This is a genomic window from Anaerocolumna aminovalerica, from assembly GCF_900115365.1.
In the GTDB taxonomy this organism is placed as follows: domain Bacteria; phylum Bacillota; class Clostridia; order Lachnospirales; family Lachnospiraceae; genus Anaerocolumna; species Anaerocolumna aminovalerica.
On the sequence record NZ_FOWD01000036.1, the window covers coordinates 16,700 to 40,379 of the forward strand.

Genomic DNA, 23,680 nt, shown 5'->3' on the forward strand with positions numbered 1-23,680 from the left:
TTGCTTATGATATATTAGGAAAAGGATCTGTTATGGAAATAACGTTTAAAAATTGAGGTTATAAGGGAGAAAGAAAGTATGCATTATTTTTACGAAAGTGGAGAAAATCATATGGGTTTTCCGATTAAAGAGTTTATTCACAGTATTAACCAATTTGAAACACATTGGCACGAAGAGATTGAGATTTTAATGGTACTAAAAGGTTCTATAAATATCCGGGTGGGAAACCAACAGTATACACTTAAGGAAGAGGACCTAATATTAATTAACAGAAATGAAATACACAATACATTTAAAACAGAAGAAGATAATGTATTACTGGCAATTCAAATAAATACAAGCTGTTTTGATCATTGTTATGTGAACTTGAATAAAATACATATTGACTGTAAGTCCTTTCAGTGCAAAAAGGAGGAGCAGGAGAAATTTAACCGTATAAAGCAGCGTTTGGCAAAAATAGTATGGGAACTTAATAAGAAAAGAAAGGGTTACCAATTATTAATAGGAAGCGAAGTACATTTACTTTTAGTTGATTTAATTAATAATTTTAATTATACCTTACTGGAAGACAATACTTTATTATCTTTTAATAAGGAAACTCAAAGACTTCAAAATATTATCCAATATATTCATCAAAATATAGAAGGGGGTATTACTCTTCAGGATGTGGCAGACAGCCAGAATATAAGTATTTATTATTTATCTCATTTTTTTAAGCAGTATATGGGATTTTCATTTCAAGAATATATAAATTATATTCGATTAGATAAAGCAGTGATCTTATTGACCAATACAGAGCAAAAGATAACGGAAATAGCGTTTACCAGTGGATTTCCAAGCACAAAAGCCCTAAATACCTGCTTTAAAGAGGCCTATAATTGTACACCAACAGATTACCGGCGAAAGTACAAGAATACACCAAATACTAAAAAAGGGAAAATAGAAGAACTAAGAAGCAGAACTTATCTGGATGTGGATAGAAATATGGCACTGCATTTGCTGTTTAAATATTTAGAGCTGCCTGAAAAAAATAGTAAGGATAATAATCCCACATATACATTAAATGAATTTATAGAAATTAATGCAGACGATCAAGTAAAAGAATTTTTGCCATTTTGGAAAAAGTTGACCTGCTTTGGAAGAGCATCAGATGGATTGAGGGAAGAATTTAGAGATCAATTAAGGGAACTGCAAAAGGATATTGGGTTTGAATACGTAAGATTTCATGGAATCTTCTGCGATGATATGTTGATTATCAATTTAAACGATAATGGGGATTTAGTTTATAATTGGTATTATGTAGATAAGCTATTTGACTTCTTTAAAGAAATAAATATTAAACCTTTTGTGGAGTTAGGTTTTATGCCTTCTGAATTTGGGCAATCCGATATTACAGTTTTTGCATGGAAAGCAAATATTACCTTACCAAAATATATTTTCTTGTGGACTAATTTGGTAAAAGAATTTATAAAACATTGCATCAATCGATATGGACTTAAGGAAGTAGAAACCTGGTATTTTGAAGTATGGAACGAACCTGACTTAGAAAATGTATTTTGGATAGGTGATAAGGAAAGTTATTATGAATTCTTTAAAGAAACTGCTATGGCAGTAAAATCCATATCACCAAATCTAAAGGTAGGGGGACCTTCTATAACCTATCAAACAATGATAGAGAATAACTGGCTGGATGAATTCTTTAAATATACAATAACTCATCAAGTACCTTTGGACTTTGTTTCTTTTCACATTTATTCAGAATCCTATTCTTCCAAAAAATATGCCCAGGATCTTTGGGTTCGGGCAAGAAAAGGTGAAGATGCAGTGTCATTATTAAATAGCTGGAAGGATCTGAAACGAATTTATCACGATAAAGACCATACTTATAACACTATTGTTTCAGCAAACCAAAAAATTAATGAATTCCTTCAGGAAAAACCAGAGATTCATATTACAGAGTGGAATGCTTCCTCCTATGGTAGAAATCTAATTAATGACACCTGTTTTATAGCAACATTTATTATCTATAATGTTTTAAGATCAACTGGAAAAACAGACTCATTGGGATTTTGGACATTTACAGACATTATAGAAGAACTAAAAATGGGTATTTCCTCTTTTCATGGAGGGTTTGGCCTAATTAATAAAGATGGTATAAAGAAACCTTCTTATTATGCTTATTACTTCTTATCTAAGTTAGGACATACTATAATCGACCAGGGAGAAGATTATATCGTAACAAAAGAACAGGACAATATCCAAATTCTAGCATACAACTTTGCTTATTTTGATGATCTATTTATCATGGGTGATACCTCTTTATTAACCAATGAAATTAGATATTTATCCTTTGAAGAAAAGCCTGGTAAAAATATAAACCTTCAAATAAACGGATTATCTGGAAATTACAAACAAATAAGCTATGAATTAAACCGGGAAAACGGATCCGCAGTAGATGAGTGGATTAAAATGGGTGCTCCTGAAAATATGGATAAGGATGAAATACAATATTTAAAAGGGAAATCCTATCCGAAAGTATCCATTGAAAAGAAAGAGTTGAAAAATTCTTACACTGAATCAATATGTGTGCCTGTTCATGGTATTGTCTTAATAGTATTAGAGAAATTAATATAGAGTATTGTATGACGTACGCTTTGCCCAATAAAGATTATACAGACCAACGAGAGTATGGGATGCTGTGTGGTTATTGTTCCATAGGGAAATTCTATGGTTCTAATACTACAGTAATCGCTTAGAGCATATTTAAAAATTGCGAACTCGCCGGGCTTCACCCGGCTCAAACATCACAATTTTTAAATATTGGCGCGATTCCTGTAGTATAAGAACCATAACGAATTTCCCAAAGTCACAATAACCACACAGCATCCCATACTCTCGCTGGTTTAGGTAGTTATATTAGGGCAAAGCTGTTTATGAATTAGATTTACTTTTATATTTTTACTTTTATATTAGGTTTTGCAGAAGCTTAATTTTATATTGAGAAAAATAGTCTATCTCTAGATTTAAGTATTAGTTTTCATAAACCACATTGACTTTACCCTTAGGGCAAGGTGTAAGATAAGGATAGATTTATTGGATACGCTGAAAGGAGGATAATCTATGTTATCTATTGGAGAGTTTTCAAATATATGTAAGGTATCTACAAAGACCCTTCGTTATTATGCTGAAATAGGGCTAATTCTGCCTGATGAAATTAACCCTGAAAATGGTTATAGATATTATTCTATCGAACAATTAGAAAAGATGTTATTTATCAACCGCCTAAAATCATACAATTTTTCTTTGGAGGAAATTAAAACAATACTTGATTCAGAAGAATTACAGGACGAAAAACTTTACTTGGAACTTACCAGAAAGAAAAAAGAAATTGAGAAACAAGTACAGGAATTTGAAAAAACTTTAGACCAATTAAATAATGATATATCAAATTTGAGACAAGGCAAATCAATTATGTCATATCTGGAAAGCATTGATGTTCAACTTGTAGAAGTACCAAAGATGTACCTTCTATCTATCCGAAAAATGGTTCATGAATACGAAATTGCTGAAGAATATGGTAATTGCTTTATTAAATTAATTAAGAAAATTCAAGAGGACAAATTAACTATACTTGCTCCACCAATGGTACTTTTTCACAGTGCAGAATTTAGTCCATTTGGTTTAGATACTGAATTTGCTATTCCGGTAAAAGAGTATGTTACAGGTACAAGAGATTTTTACCCAGGACTATGCTTAAAAACAGTTCTGTATGGTTCTTATTCTGAACTATCTTCTGTATACGCTAAACAACGTGAATGGGCAGAAAAGGAAGGCTATGAATGTAACAATGCACTTTATGAAGTATATGTAACTGACCCTTCTCAAGTTTTAAAAGAAAGTGAGCTTATAACTGAAATTTATTATCCTATCAAAAAGAAAGTGTCAAATATTTAGACCAAGAAATCAAGACCCTTCAACTTTCACAGTATGAACTAAGAAAATACGATTGAGCTAAATAGACAATAAATGATAAAGGAGAAATATATATGAATAAATCTTGCGGATTAGAAAAAGTGACAGAGCTGGAAAAGAAAATAAACAATGATTATAGCAATATTGCAGGCATGGTTGTACTAAAAGACGGTAAAACACTATATGAAAATTACTTTAATGAATGCACTGCTACAAGCCGAATCCATGTTTATTCAGTAACAAAAAGTATTATTTCCATATTGATTGGGATTGCCATAGACAAAGGGTACATCAAAAGTATCAACCAGAAAGTATTGGATTTCTTCCCTGATTACACAATTAAAAGAAGAGAAAAAACAATACAGAATGTTACACTTAAAGATTTGCTGACAATGACAGCTCCGTATAAATATAAGTTTACACCCTACATAAAGTATTTCACTAGTGATGACTGGGTAAAATTTACCCTTGATTTATTAGGAGGTAGGGGGCAGATAGGGAAATTTAGATACACTCCCCTCATAGGACCGGATATTCTGTCAGGCATTCTTGTGAAAGCTACTGGGCAATCTGTATTCGATTTCGCAAAAGAAAATTTATTCTCGCCACTGGGAATTACTGTTGAGAGTAATGTGACTTTTCATAGTAAAGAGGAACAACTGGCATTTAATAAAGCTAAAAATATCAGCGGCTGGGTTGCTGACCAGGCTGGAGTAAATACAGGAGGATGGGGTCTTACTCTCTCTCCTATGGATATGGCAAAGATAGGTAGGTTATACTTAGATGGCGGAATATGGAGTGGAAAACAAATTGTATCGACTGGGTGGATAAATGAGAGTACAAAGGAACATAGCCGATGGGAAAAAATCAACCTTCCATATGGATATTTGTGGTGGATTATTGATGGTAAGGAACATGCCTATGCAGCTATGGGAGATGGAGGAAATGTGATTTATTTTAATACAAAGAAAAAAATAGTCGTTTCTATTGCTTCTTTTTTTGTGCCAAAGGTCAAGGATAGAATAGAATTTATCAAAGAATATATTGAACCAATATTTGAGAATTGTGTATATTGAATTCCAGTTTATTGGTAAGATTATGAGCATAACCTGTTCTCCTCAACATTGGAAAAAGGGCCCATACGTTACAAGCCTAATTTAATATAGCAAAAAATAGTACCTATTTAAACAAAAAATGGATAGATAGAATCAGCTTCATAATGGATAATATTTCATACTTGGGAAAAAAGTACTATATGGCTGTAAATTTGCTGGATGACCATAAAGTTCATTATGTTCCTGAATTATATTACATTGAATTAAATAGATGGAGAGGAGAAAGAATGCTAAAACAAATTAAGAACAGGCAATTTAAGAGTAAATTAACATTTATACTTATAATTGCAATATTGATACAGACGATATTCCCCTTCTTTGGGAATAACACCTATGCAGCAGAAAAGGGTGAAGAGGGGAATAACACCTATGCGGCAGAGAACGGTGAGGAGGCTCAAAATGAAACCATTTCAGAGGTCAGCGCCGTTTCAGGATCTGCAATTGCAACAACCGGTGCAGCTATAACCGGCTATATTAATAAGATTGAGATAAAAGATGAAAATGAAAAAGATCTTGTAGGAGAAGTAAAAGCCAATTCAAAGATTTTGTTAAAATATTACTATGCCATTCCGGATGAAGAAATCGTTGACACTACAAAAGTTTATACACTGACTATTCCATCGGAAATAAATATTTTAAAGGATGAAACCATTCTTTTAAAAGATGGAAAAATAGATACCGATGGAGATGGCATTCCAGATGCAGACCGTGTAGTTGCTACGGTTCGTGTATATAAGGATAATACTATTACCTATCAATTTGAAGATGAGATAAATAATGTAGATAAATTATTTGATAGATATGGATTTTTCTATATATACAGTGAATTTGATGAAGTAACCATAGGAACCGGCGGACCGAAGGAAATTGTATTTGATCTAGGCGGTGGTGCTACTACAAATATCTATGTTAACTTTGAAAAAGTAGATGAAACAGCCGATATAAAGCTTGTAAAATCAGGAAGTTATGATACTAATAATAATGAGATAACATGGAAAATAGTAATTACACCGGAATCAACTCCATATAGAAAGCCGATTTCCAATGTTGTAATTAAGGATATTATACAGGATGGGCAGACTTATATAGAAGGTTCCGCTTCCCTTTCACCAAAAGTAGAGGAAGGAATCCTGTCTTGGGATGAAACAAATAAGGAACTTTCTTATCACTTTGTACGTGATATCAATACAACAGATAATGAAGTATATACATTAACATTTAAAACAAAAGTTGATACTGACTTATTTGATAAAGAAGGAAAGCAGGTATTTTTTAAGAATCAGGCAGCATCAACTTTTGAAGGTGAGAAAACATCACTATCAAATGAAGCTACTGTAAATACTACCGTTGATTTTGTTAATAAAAATGGTATTTATGAAAGTGGAACTAAAAGAATAAAATGGACTGTAACTATAAATAAAAACAATGTATTAATACCAGATGCAGTAATTATAGATACTATACCGGTAGGTCTTACGTTAGAGACTAATTCTGTTAAAATAAATGGTGAGGCAAAAACTTTAGGTACTGATTTTACGTATGTTAATAATCAATTAAGATATGAATTTAAAGAGGCAATCCAAAAAGCTCAAATATTAGAGTATTATACAACGGTAACAGATGAAACTATTTATGATTCCAATGCTGGAAAAACTTTTACTAATAATGTGGAGTTTACAGGAACCGGTGTTCCAGGTGATGCAAAAGAAGGAAAAGGTGTATACGTAGGTTCCAATGTTATCAGTAAGCAAGGCAATGGTTATAATCGCACTAACCACACAATAACATGGAAAATAACTGTAAATTCAAATAAGATATCCATAAAAAATGGAGTTGTTACGGATAATATTCCAGTTGGATTAAAATATGTGGATGGATCCTTTAAAATTACTTTAAATAATACTGAAGTAAAGGATGGAATCTTTGAATACAAAGAAGCCGATAGTACAGATACTAAAAAAACAGGAACCTTTACCTATACTTTTGCTGACACCATAAATGAAACTTATGTCATTGAGTTTAAAACAAAGGTAACAGATAATAAAGTATATGCAGTAAATGGAAGTAAGGATTTTAAGAACACAGCTAATTTAAAAGGAGAAAATGCAAATACAGGAAAAACCATTAATTCTTCCGCTGATGCCACCCAGCAGGTAAGCAGTAGAGTAATAGAAAAAACAGGTACTGATTACGATTATTTGAAACGTGAAATCACATGGAAAATTGTTGTGAATCAAAATAAGATGTCTATGAAGAATGCTTATGTTACCGATATTATTGGTGAAAAACAGGAATTTGTTCCTGAGTCAGTAACCATAGAAGGCAAAAAAGCTCAAAAAGGCAGTCAGCCGGATGAAAAGAATAGTTATTACTATGATGAAGCAACAAAAACATTACGATATAATTTCCCGGAAGAAATTACAACGGAGCAGACTATAACATTTAAAACTAAGATAGTTGATCTTACGATTTTTGATATCAACAGTGATAAAACTTTACAAAACACGGCTAAGTTATTTGGTGATGATATTCCTTCCAATGTAGAATCAACGGGAACACGAACCATAAAGAACACAGTTGTAAGTAAAAAAGGTATTTATTCTACCGGTAACTCTTATATTGATTGGGAAGTTGATATTAACCAGAATAAAGTTCCGATTAAGGATGCTGTTTTAGAAGATACCTTGCAAACAGGACTGGAATTAGATTCTTCTTCTGTTAAACTGCTTCGCTTAAATACGAAAGCAACAGATGGAAGTTTATCCGAGAGCGAAGATGTTACAGCCCAGCTATTAAGTGTAAAATATGATATTTCTACCGGAAAAGTCACTTTCGCATTTAAAGGAGAAATTGATAGCGCTTATCGTCTTAAATTCAGAACAGATATTGATGAAGCCTATAAGAATGGAACCTTTTCAAATTCCATCGCATTTAAGGGGAGTGGAATTTCCCAGAACGGAACAAGTAATTCAATCGGTGTCAGTTTCCAGAACGTGGGCGGAGGTGCCGGCGGTACAGGAAGAGGCAGTATAACCATTACCAAAGTTGATGAGAATAATACAGCAACTAAATTAAAAGGAGCAGCTTTTGAACTTCTGGATATGTATCAGAACGTATTAAAAACTTCTGAAGAAACAGGAGAAGATGGTAAGGTAATGTTTGATAAGCTTAAGCTGAATACCATTTATTATATACGGGAAGCAGCTTCACCAACCGGTTATAATTTAAGTACGGAACTATACGAATTTAAATTAACGGATGAAAATAAAAACATTACTTATGAATTTAAGAATAGTATCATTACAGGAAATATTATATTCCACAAACTGAACGAAGATAATCTTCCCCTTCCCGGAGCAGAATTCACTTTATATCATGAGAATGATGTTAATTTAGAAAATCCATTGTCTACAGCCATTAGTGATGAACAAGGAAAAGTTGAATTCAAAAATGTTCCATATGGAAGCTATAAAATAATTGAAACAAAAGCTCCTGAAGGTTATCTGATATCCGGGGAAGTTTTGACAGCCACGATTCTTGAGAATTTAGTAATTGTGACAACTGTACCGGCCAGTATATCCAATACTAAAATAAAAGGGCAGCTTAAGATAATGAAGGTAGATAAAACCACATTAAAACCATTGGCTAATGCAAAAATATCTGTATACAACGAGTCAGATGTTTTAATTGCAGAAAAAGAAACAGATGAAAATGGTATAGCTGTTTTTGAAAATATATCTTACGGAAAATATTACTTTATTGAATCCAAAGCTCCTTCCGGATATGTAAGAAATACGGAAAAACATCCTTTTACGATCAGCCAGAATGGAGAAGTGATTCAAGTAACATTTGAAAATGTAAAATCTGAGCCAAACAATCCGGGTGGTCCAGAGGATAATGAGGAGCCAAACAAGCCGGAAGAAAACAAGCCGGAAGAAAACAAACCGGAAGAAAACAAGCCGCCGAAGGAAAATAAACCGAAGGAAAATAAACCGAAGGAAAATAAACCGAAGGAAGAGAAACAGAAAGAACCAAAAGGCGGTAAAAAACCTGGTTCCAAAAAGACAGAAGAAGAATTTGAAATTGATCCCAATGGCATACCATTAGGCGGAAAAGAAGGAGAAAATGGTAGCAACGGAAGCGGAAACAAAGACGGAACAGAAAAATTACCGAAAACCGGAGAAAACAGCAGAATTGGATTTTATATAATCGGAGCAGGTATGATTTTTACTGGGTTTGCTCTAAAAGGAAGAAGAAAACATCGTGAGTAAAAGAATTAATACTATTGTTAAGACGGGATTTTAACCCGTCTTAACAATTATTTTAAAATCACAGAGACAGGTTTACAACATCATGATAATAAACTGTGAATTTAATATTGCTTTTAACTGTATTACTCTACTGGAGACAACTATGAAAAATGGGAAAAAAAATAAGTTTCTTTCAATAAGTTTTATAAGCATAGGCCTATTAGTTATGATATATCCTAAAGCTTCTGATTTATACAAAATGTATCGGCAACAAAAATTGATAAAAATCTGGCAGGAAAGTTTTACTGTTATTGAAAGTAGTTCCGGCGGTGATACTGATTATAACAATTACAGTGAGGATGACAGTTTCAATAAAGCAGAGGAATTAAAGAATCAAAATAAAGAAAATATTATGGGTATCAGCGGTAATAATATGGAAAATACAAATGATTCCCTAAGTAATACAGAAGATAATAACGAAGCAAATGATGAAAGTATTTCAGAAAAAATGAAAGAGGATATTAGTATTGAAGGAATTATAAAAATTGAAAAAATTGATCTGGAACTGCCAATATTAACAGATGCTACCGAAAAAAACATGAAAATATCAGTGGCATCCATTAAAGGTACCGGAAAACCGGGACAAATTGGCAACTATGCTATTGCAGGACATAGAAGTCATACTTATGGTAAAAACTTTAACAGACTGGATGAAGTTGAAACAGGAGATTTTATAATAATTAATGACGGTAAGAATCAATTTAACTATGAAATAATAGAAAAAGTATACGTAAAACCTGAGGAAGTGGAAGTATTAGAGGGCAATGGGACAGATAAAGAAATTACATTAGTTACCTGTCATCCTATGATTAATCCAACCCATAGGTTAATTATAAAAGGAGAGATTCAGGAGTAAGATAAATCAAAATCAATCCAGGATATAGGCCTTTAGCCCTATATCCTGGATTGTATATATATGTTAATATAAAATTACAAATAAAATAATACGACATCGACTTTCAAGCGATAATAGCAAATTTAGTGAAAACTAGAGACGCAAAGCTATAGGGCCTTCCTTATAAAAGATGGCAGCCAGTTACCGAAAGGGGAGTTTTTTATGTTAAAGAAGAGAATTTTTATTCCCTTATTATCATTTGTTCTAATGCTTAGTTTTATGGTTGATTCTGTACAAGCCTCAGATCTGGATATTTATAGTGAAGATTTGGAACATGGATTAATCAACATTCAATATCAGTCTAAGAGCGGCAGTGATACAAAAGTAATGATTGAAAAGGGAAATCAAAAGTATATTTATACTATTAGTTCTAATAATACATTTCCGATGCAATTAGGTAATGGAAATTATACCGTATCCGTTTTAGAACAGAAAAGCGGAAATAAATATAAGCTTATAAAAAAAGATACGGTAAATTTAAATATGAAAGATGAGAAAGCTGTATATCTACAATCCATTCAATTGATCCATTGGGATAAAGATATGAAAGCAATACAAAAAGCGAAAGCACTCACAAAAAATTTAAATAGTGATCAGGAAAAAATAGAAGCTATATATAATTACATAGTGAAAAATATAAGTTATGACAAGAAAAAAGCTACTAAAGTAAATGCAGACTATATTCCTTCCATTGAAAAAACCTATAGTAGTTCAAAAGGTATTTGTTATGATTATTCGGCTTTATTTGCTGCAATGTTAAGAAGTGTTGATATTCCTGCAAAACTGGCTATGGGTTATGGAAAAGATATTGATGAATATCATGCATGGAATCAAGTTTATCTAAAGGACAGTAAGCAATGGGTTACTATTGATACTACATACGATGCAGGTTTCAAAGATAGCAAATCAAAGAAACAAATGATTAAAAAAACTGAAGATTATAGTATAGAAAAAATCTATTAAAAGATAGAAAATTGTTATTAATCAAATTGAAAATTAAGTTTACTTTAAGTAAAAAGGGGCCTTTGCTAAATAGCTGATTAAGCTATGGAGCAAGGCTCCTTTTTGTTATGAAACAGAAAGAAGGGATTAAGTAAAATTAAAGTAATTTTGCCACATGCAATTCTGGATTTTTTAGTTTTTTATATACAAAATGTATGAAACAAATGAAACAATCATGAAACAAATGTAAAACTTGTGACTATATTGACAAAAATATTTTATTACCTTATGATGAAATTGTCAATTATGATATAATTATTTGTTTTAAGATAAAAAATATGGTAATTATATATAATTATTGTTTCTGAAACAAATTGAAAGAGGTGAAAGTAATGTCGTTGACAGTTAGAGATATTGCAAAAGTTGCAGGTGTTTCTCCAGCTACTGTTTCAAGATATTTTTCTGGCAGTGATATTGTGAGTAAAGATACGGCCAGAAAGATAGAAAATGCTTCGAAAGAGTTAGGGTATACACCAAAATTTAAAAAGTGCAAAGATAATGGTGTCATAGCAGTTTTGATTCCTAATTTACAACTAGGTTTTTATGGTGAAGTGTTAAAAGAACTGATTGAAGAGATTCCAAAATATAATTATAGAATTGTATTTATACCAACCATACCGGACAGTGAGCATTATAAGATATTCTTTAAGGAAATGAACATTATAGGTGTGATATATTTTGATGAATTCATTGACCGGGATATTATTAACTACATTTCTTCCAAGAAAATTAAAACGGTGATGTTTGCTGGAGGATCTTTTGACAGCAGGTCAGAAATGGTACATATCAATGATATTGCAGCCGCCTATGAAGGAACTAAATACTTAATTAGTCTGGGGCATGAAAAGATAATAATTCTATCAGATTTTTTGAAGAATATCGGTTCTTCTTTTCAGCGGTTTACTGGTTGTAAACGTGCACTTGATGAGATAGGAGTTGATTTAAATGAAAATGAAATGTTAGGATTCGGTCCTGTTACTTATGAAACTGGTTACCGGTTAACAAAACAGTTCTTAGAAAAGAAAACAGACTTTACTGCTATCTTTGCTTTTAGTGATGAAATGGCAATGGGAGGAATATCTGCCTTGCACGATTTTGGACTTAAGGTTCCGGAAGATGTATCGGTTCTGGGCTTTGATGATATTGCACTGGCAAGCAGATTCATACCAAGGTTAACTACGATACATCAGCCAATCAAAGAATTTGTTACGAAAACCTTAGAGGCTTTTCAGGATTTAGACAATGCAAACGATAAAGTAGAGATTACATTGCCATATAAGATTGTAAAGCGTGACACTTGCACTGTGAACAAGGGAGTAAATATATATGAAAAATAAAGGAATAGGGATCTTAGTATCTGTTACATTAAGGCGAATTTATCTGATGTTCTTTGTTTTTATCTCAATTGGCCCATTATTATGGATTATAATGTCTTCATTTAAGACAAACAAAGAAATTTTATCATCTGCATTTGCATTACCTTCAAATTTTAGTTTTGCTGGCTATAGAGCAGCACTTGAACTTGCACCTATCTTTAAGTTTTATGGCAACAGTTTATTGATTTCCATAGCTAGTACATTACTAAACATTCTTGTAGTATCAATGGCAGCATATATTTTGGCAAGATTTCGGTTTAAAGGGAAAACATTTTTAACATTATTACTTTCTTCCTCCTTATTAATACCTACTTCCTCTTTATTAATGCCAATTTATATTATTATGACAAAGATTGGTCTGTATGATACGAAAATAGGACTAATCATTGTATATGCAGCATTGGGGCTTCCCTCCTCACTGTTTATTATAAAGAGTTATTTTCAGGGTATACCGGTGGAATTAGAAGAAGCAGCTTATTTAGACGGAGCGGGTTTTGCAAAAACTTATTTTTCAATTGTATTTCCAATTGCTAAATCGGGGCTGGCAACTGCGGCAATACTGCAATTCTTAACCTCATGGAATGAATTCATGTTCGCATTAATCTTAACGAAAAGTACATTGGCAAGAACATTACCACTAGCACTCAATTATTTTACATCACAGTTTTCATTTAATTACACAGCGATGTTCGCAGCGCTGGCTATGGTAATCATTCCAAGTATACTAATTTATACTCTGTTACAGGAACAAGTTACCGATAGTATGGTAGCCGGTTCAATTAAAGGTTAGGCTTATTTTAGTAATTCCGTATGCTTACAAATAGCAGGGTCAAAAAGTTAATAGTTGCTTTGACACAATGGTGTCTCAATATAATGTATCAAAGAAAGGGGATTTATTATGAAAAAAGTTCTTAAGAAAGTAGCAGGAGTACTATTAATTGGGGTTATGGCAATGGGGATGTTGTCAGGGTGTGGAGCAAAAAACAAAGAAACCGGAAATAAATCTAATACCGGCAATACACAGGTGACAGATGGCGTTAATGAATCCGGTAAGATTATTGAAATTAATTTTCCTACCTCCTGGGTTGGAGTAAGTTCAAGTACAGAATGGTTTAATAACCGTTTAAAAGCCTTTAATGAACAATATTCGGATAAATATAAGGTTGTAGTGGAAGAGATTGCCGGTGATCAGGCTTATGTGGATAAATTAAAAGTTCTATACTCTTCCAAATCCTTACCGGATGTAATTAGTGCAGGAGGTTACAACCTAATCGATTCCATGAGAGATCAGTTGGTTGATTTGACATCTTTTGTGGACCAGGAATGGAAAGATTCTGTCAGTGAAGTATGCTGGGATGTAAATTCAAGAGATGGAAGTATCTATGGTATTCCCTATTCCAGACAGGTGATTGGATATTTCTATAACAAAGATCTTTTTGAAAAAGCGGGAATCAAAGAACCGGCAAAAACCTGGGATGAATTCTTTGAACAGTGTGACAAATTATTGGCAGCAGGTATTACGCCAGTATCAATGGATACTGCAGATTCAGGCTGGCTGACTTCATTATTGCTCGGTGCCATGATTGCTTCTAATGACGAAGGCGAAAAGTTTATGAATACGTCACTTCCTAAAAACTATAATACCCAGGAATTCATAGATGCAGCCGGAATGATTCAAAAATTGTTCCAGAAATATACCACTCAGGATGCAATTGGTGGAAAATATGAGAATGGTGCAAGTAACTTTTTTATGGAACAGACAGCAATTATAGCCAATGGACCTTGGATGGTTAGTGATTTCTATGATACTTTTATGGTAGAAGAAGGTTTTGCAGACAAGATAGGAACAGCGATGTTCCCGGGAGATGTTATGTATAACAGTGGAAAGATTGGCTTTAATATTGCAGCTAAATCGGAAGAACAATTAAAAGCTTCTCTTGAATTTGTTAAATTTATGACCTCTGCGGATAGCCAACAAAAAATGTTGGAAATGACAGGGGATATTCCGGCTGATGTTAATGTAACCTCCGATAACATTTATCCACTTATAAATGAGGTTGTAGAAAATGGTAACCATGCAGCCAGAAATATTAATGATTTTCAAAGTTTATGGTATGCAAACGTGGTTGATGAGATAAGCATTCAATATCCGCTGCTTGCCCAAGGACAAATAACTCCGGAAGAATTTGCAACCGCTTTAACCAAAGCAGCAGAGAAAAATTAATTGACAATATCAACTCTTTCCTCTGTCTTACAGGCAGGGGAAAGAAGAATAGAGGTGACAGAAATTGCGTGTTAAAAAAAGAATGATGGTATGTTTCTTATTACCCTGTATTCTGTTGTTTGCTTTAATTTATCTAATACCCATGGGAATTGTATTTGTAACTTCATTCTTTGAGTGGAAATCAGGCGGAGTTTTTCATTTTGTTGGAGTTCATAATTATATTGAAGCCTTTGTAAACGATACAAGAATGCACCAGGCATTAAAAAATACCGGAATATGGGCTTTGCTTCAATCAACTGTCCATGTAGGAATAGGCACAATTACAGCATTTATGCTATCTCGTAAAAGAAAAGGCTGGAAGATATTAAGAACTATATTTATGATACCCAATGTTATATCGGCAGCTGCCTTGGGGGTTATCTTTCTAAATGTATTTAATTCAAAATACGGACTGCTTAATTCCATAATCAGTACTTTTACTGGCAGTGAATTTTCTAAGAACTGGTACTTTGATCAGAATTCAGCATTTCTTACTGTGACCTGGAGCTGGTTATTGTATGCAGGCCTGGTCATGATACTTGTTCTGGCGGGTGTAATGTCTGTTCCGGATGAAGTACTGGAGGCGGCGAAAATAGACGGGGCGTCTGGTTTACAAATTGATATTAAAATAAGGCTTCCTTTGATACGGACAATCCTTGGAACTTGTGTAATTATATCAGCAACCAGTATGTTAAGAGAATTTGAATTAATTTATCTAACTACCAACGGAGGGCCTGGAAATACTACCCTTAATCTGCCTTTATATCTATATAAGACCTCTTTGACAGATAATAATTATGGATATGCTAATATGATGGGTGTTTTATTGATTATCTTAGGAATCTTTGCTGTTTTTGTAATTAATAAATTGTTCCGTATGAATGAGTCTGATTATTAATAAAAAAGATAAGGAGAGAATAAGAATGAAGATTACGGTAATAGGTGGTGGAGGGGTTCGCTCAATGTTTCTTGCAAAGAGCCTATCCCAGAATGCGAAAAGATTAGGAATCACGGATCTTGTATTCATGGATAATAATGAAAAAAAATTAAATATTTATGGAAAGATGGCAAAAGAAGTTGCCAAAAGAATTGATCCTTCTCTTATATTTACTCTCACAACGGATCCTGTTGAAGCAGTAACAGCTGCCGACTATGTCATTACTACCATACGTGTTGGAGAAGATGACATGAGGGTGAAAGATGAAAGAATAGCCCTTTCCCATGATTTGTTAGGACAGGAGACAACAGGTGCAGCAGGTTTCTCGTTTGCAATGCGATCCGTTCCTGCTTTGGTAAAATACTGTGAACTAATTAAAGAATATGCAAAAAAAGAAGTAAAAGTGTTTAATTTTACCAATCCTGCGGGAGTAGTCTCTCAGACTTTAAGGGATATGGGATTTGATTTTACTTATGGAATCTGTGATGCCCCTAGCGGTTTGTTACATTCCTTTGCTAAACTGTACGGTGTCAGTCAGGATGAAATAACAGGAGAATGTTATGGACTTAATCATCTTTCCTTCTTTAAGAGCATTCAGTTAAATGGTAAAGAGATTATGACAGATCTGCTAGTAGATGACCGTGTTTATGAGTCTACTGATATGCGGTTTTTTGATAAAGAGTTAGCTTTGCATTTAGGTTGTATTTTAAATGAATATTTATATTACTTTTATTATCGTGAGGAAGCAATATCTAATATTCTTGCAGCAAAAGTAACCAGAGGTGAGGTAATTAAAGATATTAATCTACATATGACAGAGGAACTATCTAAGATGGATATAGAAGGAGACTTTGATAATTGTCTAAAAGTTTATGAAAAATGGTATGACAAAAGAGAGGGCGCTTATATGGCTAATGAAACGGGCATGAAAAGCCATAAACCTCCTTTTCGGTTCGATATTTATGAGAAAGATAGTGGTGGCTATGCTGGAGTCGCTTTAAAATATATTGAAGCAGAATTATCTGGAGAGCCAAAAGATATGATTCTTTGTGTTCCCAACAATGGGGCTATGGAAGGATTAAAGGATACGGATGTGGTTGAAGTCAGCTGTACCATTACCAGAGATGGTTATATTCCTCACAAGATTGAAAACCCAGGTGAACTTCAAATGGAACTAATAAGAAGAGTAAAGGCTTATGAAAGACTGGCTTCTTCAGCCATTCGAAACCGGGATAAAAAAGAAGCAGTGGATTGCCTCATGTTACATCCGTTGGTAAATTCTTATTCCCTGGCTAAGGCCTTAATAGATGAATACTTAAATATCAATGCAGAATATATTAAGGGGTGGAAGTAGGATGGAGCACGTATCAGGAGTAGGAATGATTAATGTGGATATTCTTTATTCTGGAATTGAGAGAATCCCCAATGAGGGGGAAGAAATATATTCCAAAGAATTTGATATTCAGTTAGGCGGGGGAATTCCGGCAACTATGATTAACCTGGCACGCCTTGGAGTTCCTACTGAGTTTTGTACTTTCTTAGGAAATGATATGTTTTCCAATTATGCAAGAGCTCAGCTAGAACATTATAATACATCATATCATAATATTTACAATGGAAACGATATGCCCCTTGCCATAACCTCTATAATCACAACGGAAAGGGACCGTACCTTTCTCTCTTACCGTAATCACCTTACTCTTAATCAAGAAGAAGAGGATAAGATATACCAGAAGCTAAAAGGTGCCAAAATTGCAGATATGCATGTGGGATTTTTAGATGTTTATAAGCGGCTAAAAGAGGATGGAACAATACTGGTTTTTGATGTGGGCTGGGAAGAAGGAATGTCTTTAGAAAAATATTCAGAGTATCTTAAGCTAGCAGATTATTTTACACCAAACCAGAAAGAAGCACTGGAGATAACAAAAACAAAGAGTTTACAGGATGCTGCGGATAGACTGAAAGAATATTTTGATAAGGTCATTATCAAACTTGACAAGAACGGCTGTATGCTTGTAGAAGGTGATACTACACATATTATTCCGCCATTAGAGAATATTAAAGCGGTAGATGCTACAGGAGCAGGAGATGCATTTTTAAGCGGTTTTATTTATGGTTTATATCATAATTATGACATTAAAGATTCCATATTGTTTGGTAATATTACCGGTGGATTATGTGTAGAAGGGATTGGTTGTTTAACACGGTATGTAAATGAAAAAGAGCTATTGGAAATAGCAGAAAAATATCGTAAAAAAATCAGGTGAAACAAATCATTAAAAGCGGATTACAAGAACCAAGATGGACAATTTATGGCTGATTGTCCATCTTTTTAATTTCAATAAAAAACAAATAATTTGATTTAATTATTCCATCTAAAAAGTGCTGAAGCATAAAGGTCAAAAATATTCTTCTATTTACATGATAAAGGGTTCTTAGAAAAAGATATTATAAATATATAAGAATAGAGAACAAATTATTATATATTTTATAAAATAATAAGGGAGGAATTCCTATGAAAAGAATTGTATTAATAGTAGTATTTGCAGCATTACTGATCTTTTTGGCCGGGTGTAAAAAGAATGTGGAAGAAGAAGTAAGTGAATCTATAGCGGAAAGTTTTATGGAAGACTCAGGAAATGGCGATATGGATATGGGAGGTACTGTTGTTGTAAAGAACGAAGATGGATCGGAAGTCAGCTATGGAAGCACCCAGTGGCCGACTTCGGACTTAGTGAAAGATGTACCGGTATGTAAAAGTGGACTAATTACCGGTACCGTGGATAGTGAAGAATATTCCACTATTTATATGGAAGAAGTAAAAGAAAAAGATGCCTTAGAATATCTGAGAGAACTAAAACAGAAGTTTTCCCATAACAGTTATGAAGTGGAAGCAGATGATATAATATCATATGGTGGTGAAAACTCAAATGGCATTGCGGTTGTGATATATTATGATATTTCCAGCGAAAGTATATCTATTTCGGTATCTAAAGTAACAGAGTAATTGGGTGTAAACACACTTTGCTTTCAATGGAATTAGTAAATAAAAAGGAGATGCGGATATGTATTGTAAACATTGTGGAAAAGAATTAAATGATGACGCAAATTTCTGCGATGGATGTGGAGGAGCTGTGCAAGGTGAGACCATAAATAATCAGACTGCTGAAAAAGAGAATTTTAATAAAGAAGCAGCTAATCAGAAGGCTTCAAATGCAGATGACGTAAAAAAAGATTCTAGTAATAAAGTAATATTTATGCTTGCTTATTTGGGAATTTTGTTCTTTTTACCATTGGTATCCTGTCCGGAATCGAAAGCTGGAAGATTCCATGCAAATCAAGGATTGATACTTCTTATTACAGGATTCGCCGGACATTTTATATTAGGAATTTTATATTACATCCTATCATGGCGGTTATGGGGATTAATCTCCTTCCTGTTTACCTTATGGGGCTTGGCATTACTGGCCTTGGTTATTATTGGAATGGCCAATGCTGGCAAAGGAGAAGAGAAACCATTACCTTTCATTGGAGGAATACGAATTATTAAATAATTTTAATTCTCTGATTTCCTCCCATGTCATTCTAAATGAATTTGACAAAGCTAAATTTGAAAATCCAATATTAATTTTTAAAGAGGATATTTCAGTTTCTTAAGATAAAAATTCAGCTATTTTAAAATAAAAACTTGTATTTGACATACATTTTGCCAATATTTATTCGGGCAAAGTGTATAAAAAATACAAGTTTTTATTGTTATAAGGAGTTTTTGTGAAATATTAATTGGGTCTAACAGTAAGCTAAGATAAGAGATGTAACTTGGTCACTGGGGAGGTTAACGGGATTTTAAAAGCTCTTAAATAAAGTAATTCAGCATAAGGGATCAACAAAAGGAGCCAACAGGTAGATTACTTTTCATATTTCTTATATAATTCTTCAAAGCATTTATCCACTCCTTTAAAGTCCATACTTTTTGCATAATAGGCTTCTAAGTTTTCATGCTCTTTTTTAGTTTCTGAAAGCTTGATTATTGCAAGATTAATAAGCAATTCGTATAGCTGGATGTTATTTTCCAATTCCTCCTGATTTTTAATTTTTTTATAGTTAATAATATGGTTCAGGTTAATTACAGCATTATACCTTTTTCGGGAACTGTCTTCAGATGTTATTATCATTGCGTTTAATTGAGGAATAAAAACATGCTGAAGCTTTTCGGGAGTTAATGGGTCATAGTAACCTTCCACATCATATCCTCTTTCCATAGCCTCATTTGCAATGTATTGTAATAATTTTGAGGAAGCATTTTTGTTTTTACCATTTATTGCCCATACTTTTTTGCCTTTACATAAAGACTCTGTATACTGGATATACCCATTTGCAGTATAAGCTTCACTAAATAATTTTTTAATTTTACCTGGTGATTGATTCTCATTTTCTTGTAAGCTGCTTGTGAAGAATTTTGAGGAGACCTCTTTGGACAAATACCAAAACTTATTATAATTAGTCACCTCATCATATATGGATTGAATTTCTTCCGATATTAAACCGGCACATTCTAAGTAGCGATAAGCGCTTTTATAGATATTGGATTTTTTCTTATTTACCAGCATGATTTCCTGCTTGTTTTCTTCTAACTTTTTACTGTCCAAATAATTCCCAAGATTTATAATTTCATCTACTGCTCCGGGAATTTTAGGATCTATGGTATGGGGAGCGGTACCGTCTACCAATGCAATTTTTAACTTTGGAATTAAGATTCCATCTAAGCTGTCATTGTCACTGGAACAATGAACATATTCTACCTCATATCCCTTTTTTATCATTCTGGCCCCGAATTTTTTCATAAAAGAACTTTTTCCTACCCCGGGACCTCCTTTTAAAATATAAATATGGTTTGCCTCCTCCGGATTAAAGGTATAGTTAAAATAACTATAAAAACCAACGGAAGTATTATTGCCGGCAAATACATGTTTTTCTTTCAAACTGGCACCTCCTAATATGTGATTGATATAAACTTATTATATGTATGTGCTTTTATTATGTTAATATCACCTTGCATTTACGGCAGCTGCAACTTATAATATTATTATGTTATTTTTCCCAGGTTCTTGTTTACGGAAGTGAAATACAAGGAGTTAAAAATGAAAAAAATGAATTTATTAAAAGGTGCATTAGCATTTGTATCAGTTATTTTACTTAGTGGATGTAGTGGTAATTCAGCGGATAAATTTTATAAAGAAGGGCTGAAATATATAGACAATGGAAATTATGAAGAAGCCGCATCTAATTTTTCCAAAGCTATAGCATTAAAGGATGATCGTGCGGAATACTATATTGATTATGGGATGACCCTAATTATGCTAAAGGAGAATAGGGAAGCAATTCTAAACTTTGATAAGGCAATTTTGAATAAAGAAAATGTAATTGTGAACAAAAACAATAAATTAGCATATCGGGGAAAAGGGATTGCCTATTATAAATCCTATCAATATAAAGAGGCAATTGAAGAATTTGATAAAGCGCTTTCTCTTAATGAATTAAGTGAATTAGATGAGGACATCTTATACTACAAAGGAAGTGCGGAAGAAAAATCAGGTCTTTATGAAGAGGCAATTAAAACCTATACTGCACTGATAGATAATAGTGCCTCAGATGATAATGCATACAATAATCGTGGATACGCCTATGGGAAACTTCATGAATTTGATAAAGGGCTGGCAGATTATGATAAAGCAATTTCTATAAAGAAAGGAAACTACAATCATTATTTGGGAAAATACTTCCTGCTTATGGAAGCGGATAGAAAGGAAGAGGCACATACTATTTTAAAAGAAGCTGCCGGTATAAAAGTTGAAACAGAAGAAGATGAATTTAATCTGGCAAAAGTTCATTATTACATGGAAGAGTATGATATGGCTATAAATGAATTCAGCAAAGCATTTGAAAGTGGTTTTGAAGAAGCCTGTTATTATCTTGGGAATATTTATGAAAAGAGAGAGGATTATGAAGAGGCGGTTATAAATTATGAAAAATATATTAAAGCAGAGAACATTCCAAAGACAACCTTGGTATATAATCAGGCTGGTGCTTGTCTTTTAAAATTAGGAAGATATAGTGAAGCATTGGCTTATATTCAAACAGGGTTGGAATACCGGGATAAAAACATGGAACAGCCATTGAAGCGAAATGAAATTGCCGCTTATGAGAAGACAGGTGACTTTGAAAAAGCTTACCATCTTATGACGGATTATATAAACCTGTATCCGGAAGATAAAGAAGCTAAAAAGGAATATGAATTTTTAAAAACGCGGTTACCAGATGTAAGCAGTATAAAACAATGAAAGATAAGAAGGGGATAAGTGAAATATTGAGATTCCCTCAACGGGAGATTTGCGTATGCAATGTCTTCTGACTTTGAAAGGAGCATGGTTATATATGACTGAAATGTATGAAATAAAGGAAAATGAAGAGCGTCTGATCTTGGTTGCGGTTGCAACTCAGGATGGAGATGATACGGAAGAATCTTTAGACGAATTGGAGGAATTAGCTAAAACCGCAGGAGCTGTAACAGTAGCCAAAGTCATCCAAAACCGCGAAAGTGTTCATCCGGGAACCTATATAGGAAAAGGGAAAATAGAAGAAGTACGTGTCTTAATGGATGAATTGGGGGCTACAGGTGTTGTATGTGACGACGAATTAACTCCTGCCCAATTAAAAAATCTGGAAGATGCCCTTCAAGCTAAAGTTATGGATCGTACCATTGTGATATTGGATATATTTGCACAACGTGCCACTACTAAGGAGGGCAAAATTCAGGTTGAATTAGCCCAGTTAAAGTACCGTTCCACAAGGTTAGTTGGAATGAGGAACTCCATGTCAAGGCTGGGCGGCGGTATCGGAACCAAAGGTCCCGGCGAAAAGAAACTGGAAGTGGACAGAAGATTAATTCGGGACCGAATCTCCCAACTAAAAAGGGAGCTTAGTGATATGCAGCAATCCAGAGAAACTGCAAGAGGTTTAAGAAATAAAGGAGGAATTCCAATTGTTGCTATTGTAGGTTATACTAACGCTGGTAAATCTACATTATTAAATCTTTTAACCAGTGCAGGCGTATTAGAAGAAGATAAATTATTTGCAACATTGGATCCAACAACAAGAAATCTGGAACTGCCCAGCGGACAGCAACTGCTGTTAACAGATACCGTAGGTTTTATCCGAAAATTACCTCATCATCTAATCGAAGCCTTCCGCAGTACTTTAGAAGAGGCTAAATATGCAGATATTATCCTTCATGTGGTAGACAGTTCCAATCCTGTTGCCTACAAACAAATGCACGTAGTTTATGAAACCTTGGAAAACCTAGGTGTGAAAGATAAAACCGTTGTTACCGCCTTTAACAAACAGGATAAACTAGAATCCGATCCGGTAATGAAAGATTTTAGGGCAGATAAAACCGTTAAAATATCAGCAAAACAGAATACCGGTATTGATACATTACTAGAACTTTTCGAAGAAGTATTAAGAGACAGAAAAGTTCTGATGGAAAAAGTATTCTCATACAATGATGCCGGTAAAATTCAAATAATAAGAAAATACGGGCAACTTATAGCCGAAGAATATCAGGAAGACGGTATCTACATTAAAGCCTATCTTCCAAAAGATATTTATACGGGGTTATAGACGAATAAAAATTTGTCGCAGTAGGACGCTTTGCTCTGAAGTTTGTTGGAAATCAGAAAGTGCTCATTAAAGCTTTCATAATGACTCAATTTATATGTTCAAGGATAACAGGGTGTATATTATAAATTTT

Annotated in this window: 17 protein-coding genes and 1 riboswitch; of the genes, 16 read left to right on the forward strand and 1 reads right to left on the reverse strand. The window is 33.5% G+C overall.

The window, feature by feature from the left end; all coding sequences use genetic code 11:
• The first annotated feature begins 78 nt into the window (after positions 1 to 78).
• From BM183_RS16110 to BM183_RS16175, 14 genes are all read left to right on the forward strand, one after another.
• Positions 79 to 2,634: a GH39 family glycosyl hydrolase gene (locus tag BM183_RS16110; protein WP_091687902.1), complete on the forward strand. Its 2,556-nt coding sequence runs from the start codon at positions 79 to 81 to the stop codon at positions 2,632 to 2,634.
• 486 nt (positions 2,635 to 3,120) lie between these two features.
• Positions 3,121 to 3,954: a MerR family transcriptional regulator gene (locus BM183_RS16115; RefSeq protein WP_091687903.1), complete on the forward strand. Its 834-nt coding sequence runs from the start codon at positions 3,121 to 3,123 to the stop codon at positions 3,952 to 3,954.
• A 92-nt stretch (positions 3,955 to 4,046) separates the two neighbouring features.
• The gene (locus tag BM183_RS16120) at positions 4,047 to 5,048 is read left to right on the forward strand and encodes a serine hydrolase domain-containing protein (protein ID WP_091687904.1); all 1,002 of its coding nucleotides are present in this window, start codon (positions 4,047 to 4,049) and stop codon (positions 5,046 to 5,048) included.
• Between the two features lie 179 nt (positions 5,049 to 5,227).
• Complete coding sequence (locus BM183_RS16125; protein WP_170848051.1) at positions 5,228 to 9,358, forward strand: collagen binding domain-containing protein; 4,131 nt, start codon at positions 5,228 to 5,230, stop codon at positions 9,356 to 9,358.
• Positions 9,359 to 9,500: 142 nt separating this feature from the next.
• A complete protein-coding gene (locus BM183_RS16130) occupies positions 9,501 to 10,253 on the forward strand; it encodes a class D sortase (RefSeq protein ID WP_207650156.1) in 753 nt (250 codons plus the stop codon).
• 105 nt (positions 10,254 to 10,358) lie between these two features.
• Positions 10,359 to 10,441: riboswitch (cyclic di-GMP riboswitch) on the forward strand.
• 13 nt (positions 10,442 to 10,454) lie between these two features.
• On the forward strand, positions 10,455 to 11,255 hold the full coding sequence (locus BM183_RS16135; protein ID WP_091687906.1) for a transglutaminase-like domain-containing protein: 801 nt from the start codon (positions 10,455 to 10,457) through the stop codon (positions 11,253 to 11,255).
• Positions 11,256 to 11,626: 371 nt separating this feature from the next.
• Positions 11,627 to 12,631, forward strand: a complete 1,005-nt coding sequence (locus BM183_RS16140; RefSeq protein WP_242961030.1) for a LacI family DNA-binding transcriptional regulator — start codon at positions 11,627 to 11,629, stop codon at positions 12,629 to 12,631.
• Complete coding sequence (locus BM183_RS16145; RefSeq protein ID WP_091687907.1) at positions 12,621 to 13,460, forward strand: carbohydrate ABC transporter permease; 840 nt, start codon at positions 12,621 to 12,623, stop codon at positions 13,458 to 13,460. The genes BM183_RS16140 and BM183_RS16145 overlap by 11 nt, the downstream gene beginning before the upstream one ends.
• Before the next feature lie 108 nt (positions 13,461 to 13,568).
• On the forward strand, positions 13,569 to 14,894 hold the full coding sequence (locus tag BM183_RS16150) for an ABC transporter substrate-binding protein (RefSeq protein WP_091687908.1): 1,326 nt from the start codon (positions 13,569 to 13,571) through the stop codon (positions 14,892 to 14,894).
• 64 nt (positions 14,895 to 14,958) lie between these two features.
• Positions 14,959 to 15,831 (forward strand): carbohydrate ABC transporter permease, encoded by an 873-nt coding sequence (locus BM183_RS16155; protein WP_242961032.1) that lies wholly within the window; start codon positions 14,959 to 14,961, stop codon positions 15,829 to 15,831.
• 25 nt (positions 15,832 to 15,856) lie between these two features.
• Positions 15,857 to 17,224 (forward strand): family 4 glycosyl hydrolase, encoded by a 1,368-nt coding sequence (locus BM183_RS16160; RefSeq protein ID WP_091687909.1) that lies wholly within the window; start codon positions 15,857 to 15,859, stop codon positions 17,222 to 17,224.
• Between the two features lies 1 nt (position 17,225).
• Positions 17,226 to 18,137, forward strand: a complete 912-nt coding sequence (locus BM183_RS16165; protein WP_091687910.1) for a carbohydrate kinase family protein — start codon at positions 17,226 to 17,228, stop codon at positions 18,135 to 18,137.
• Positions 18,138 to 18,385: 248 nt separating this feature from the next.
• Entirely contained in the window at positions 18,386 to 18,877 is a 492-nt protein-coding gene (locus tag BM183_RS16170) for a DUF6591 domain-containing protein (protein WP_091687911.1), read from the forward strand.
• Positions 18,878 to 18,935: 58 nt separating this feature from the next.
• Positions 18,936 to 19,424 (forward strand): zinc-ribbon domain-containing protein, encoded by a 489-nt coding sequence (locus tag BM183_RS16175; protein ID WP_139221543.1) that lies wholly within the window; start codon positions 18,936 to 18,938, stop codon positions 19,422 to 19,424.
• Between the two features lie 354 nt (positions 19,425 to 19,778).
• On the opposite strand, the gene BM183_RS16180 is transcribed toward BM183_RS16175, so the two are convergent.
• Positions 19,779 to 20,852, reverse strand: coding sequence for a hypothetical protein (locus tag BM183_RS16180; RefSeq protein ID WP_091687912.1), 1,074 nt, complete (start codon positions 20,850 to 20,852; stop codon positions 19,779 to 19,781).
• Between the two features lie 159 nt (positions 20,853 to 21,011).
• On the opposite strand from BM183_RS16180, the gene BM183_RS16185 reads away from it, so the two are divergent.
• Together BM183_RS16185 and hflX are read left to right on the forward strand one after the other, a co-directional pair.
• Entirely contained in the window at positions 21,012 to 22,211 is a 1,200-nt protein-coding gene (locus BM183_RS16185; RefSeq protein WP_091687913.1) for a tetratricopeptide repeat protein, read from the forward strand.
• Positions 22,212 to 22,305: 94 nt separating this feature from the next.
• Entirely contained in the window at positions 22,306 to 23,550 is a 1,245-nt protein-coding gene (gene hflX, locus BM183_RS16190; RefSeq protein WP_091687917.1) for a GTPase HflX, read from the forward strand.
• Positions 23,551 to 23,680 lie beyond the last annotated feature (130 nt).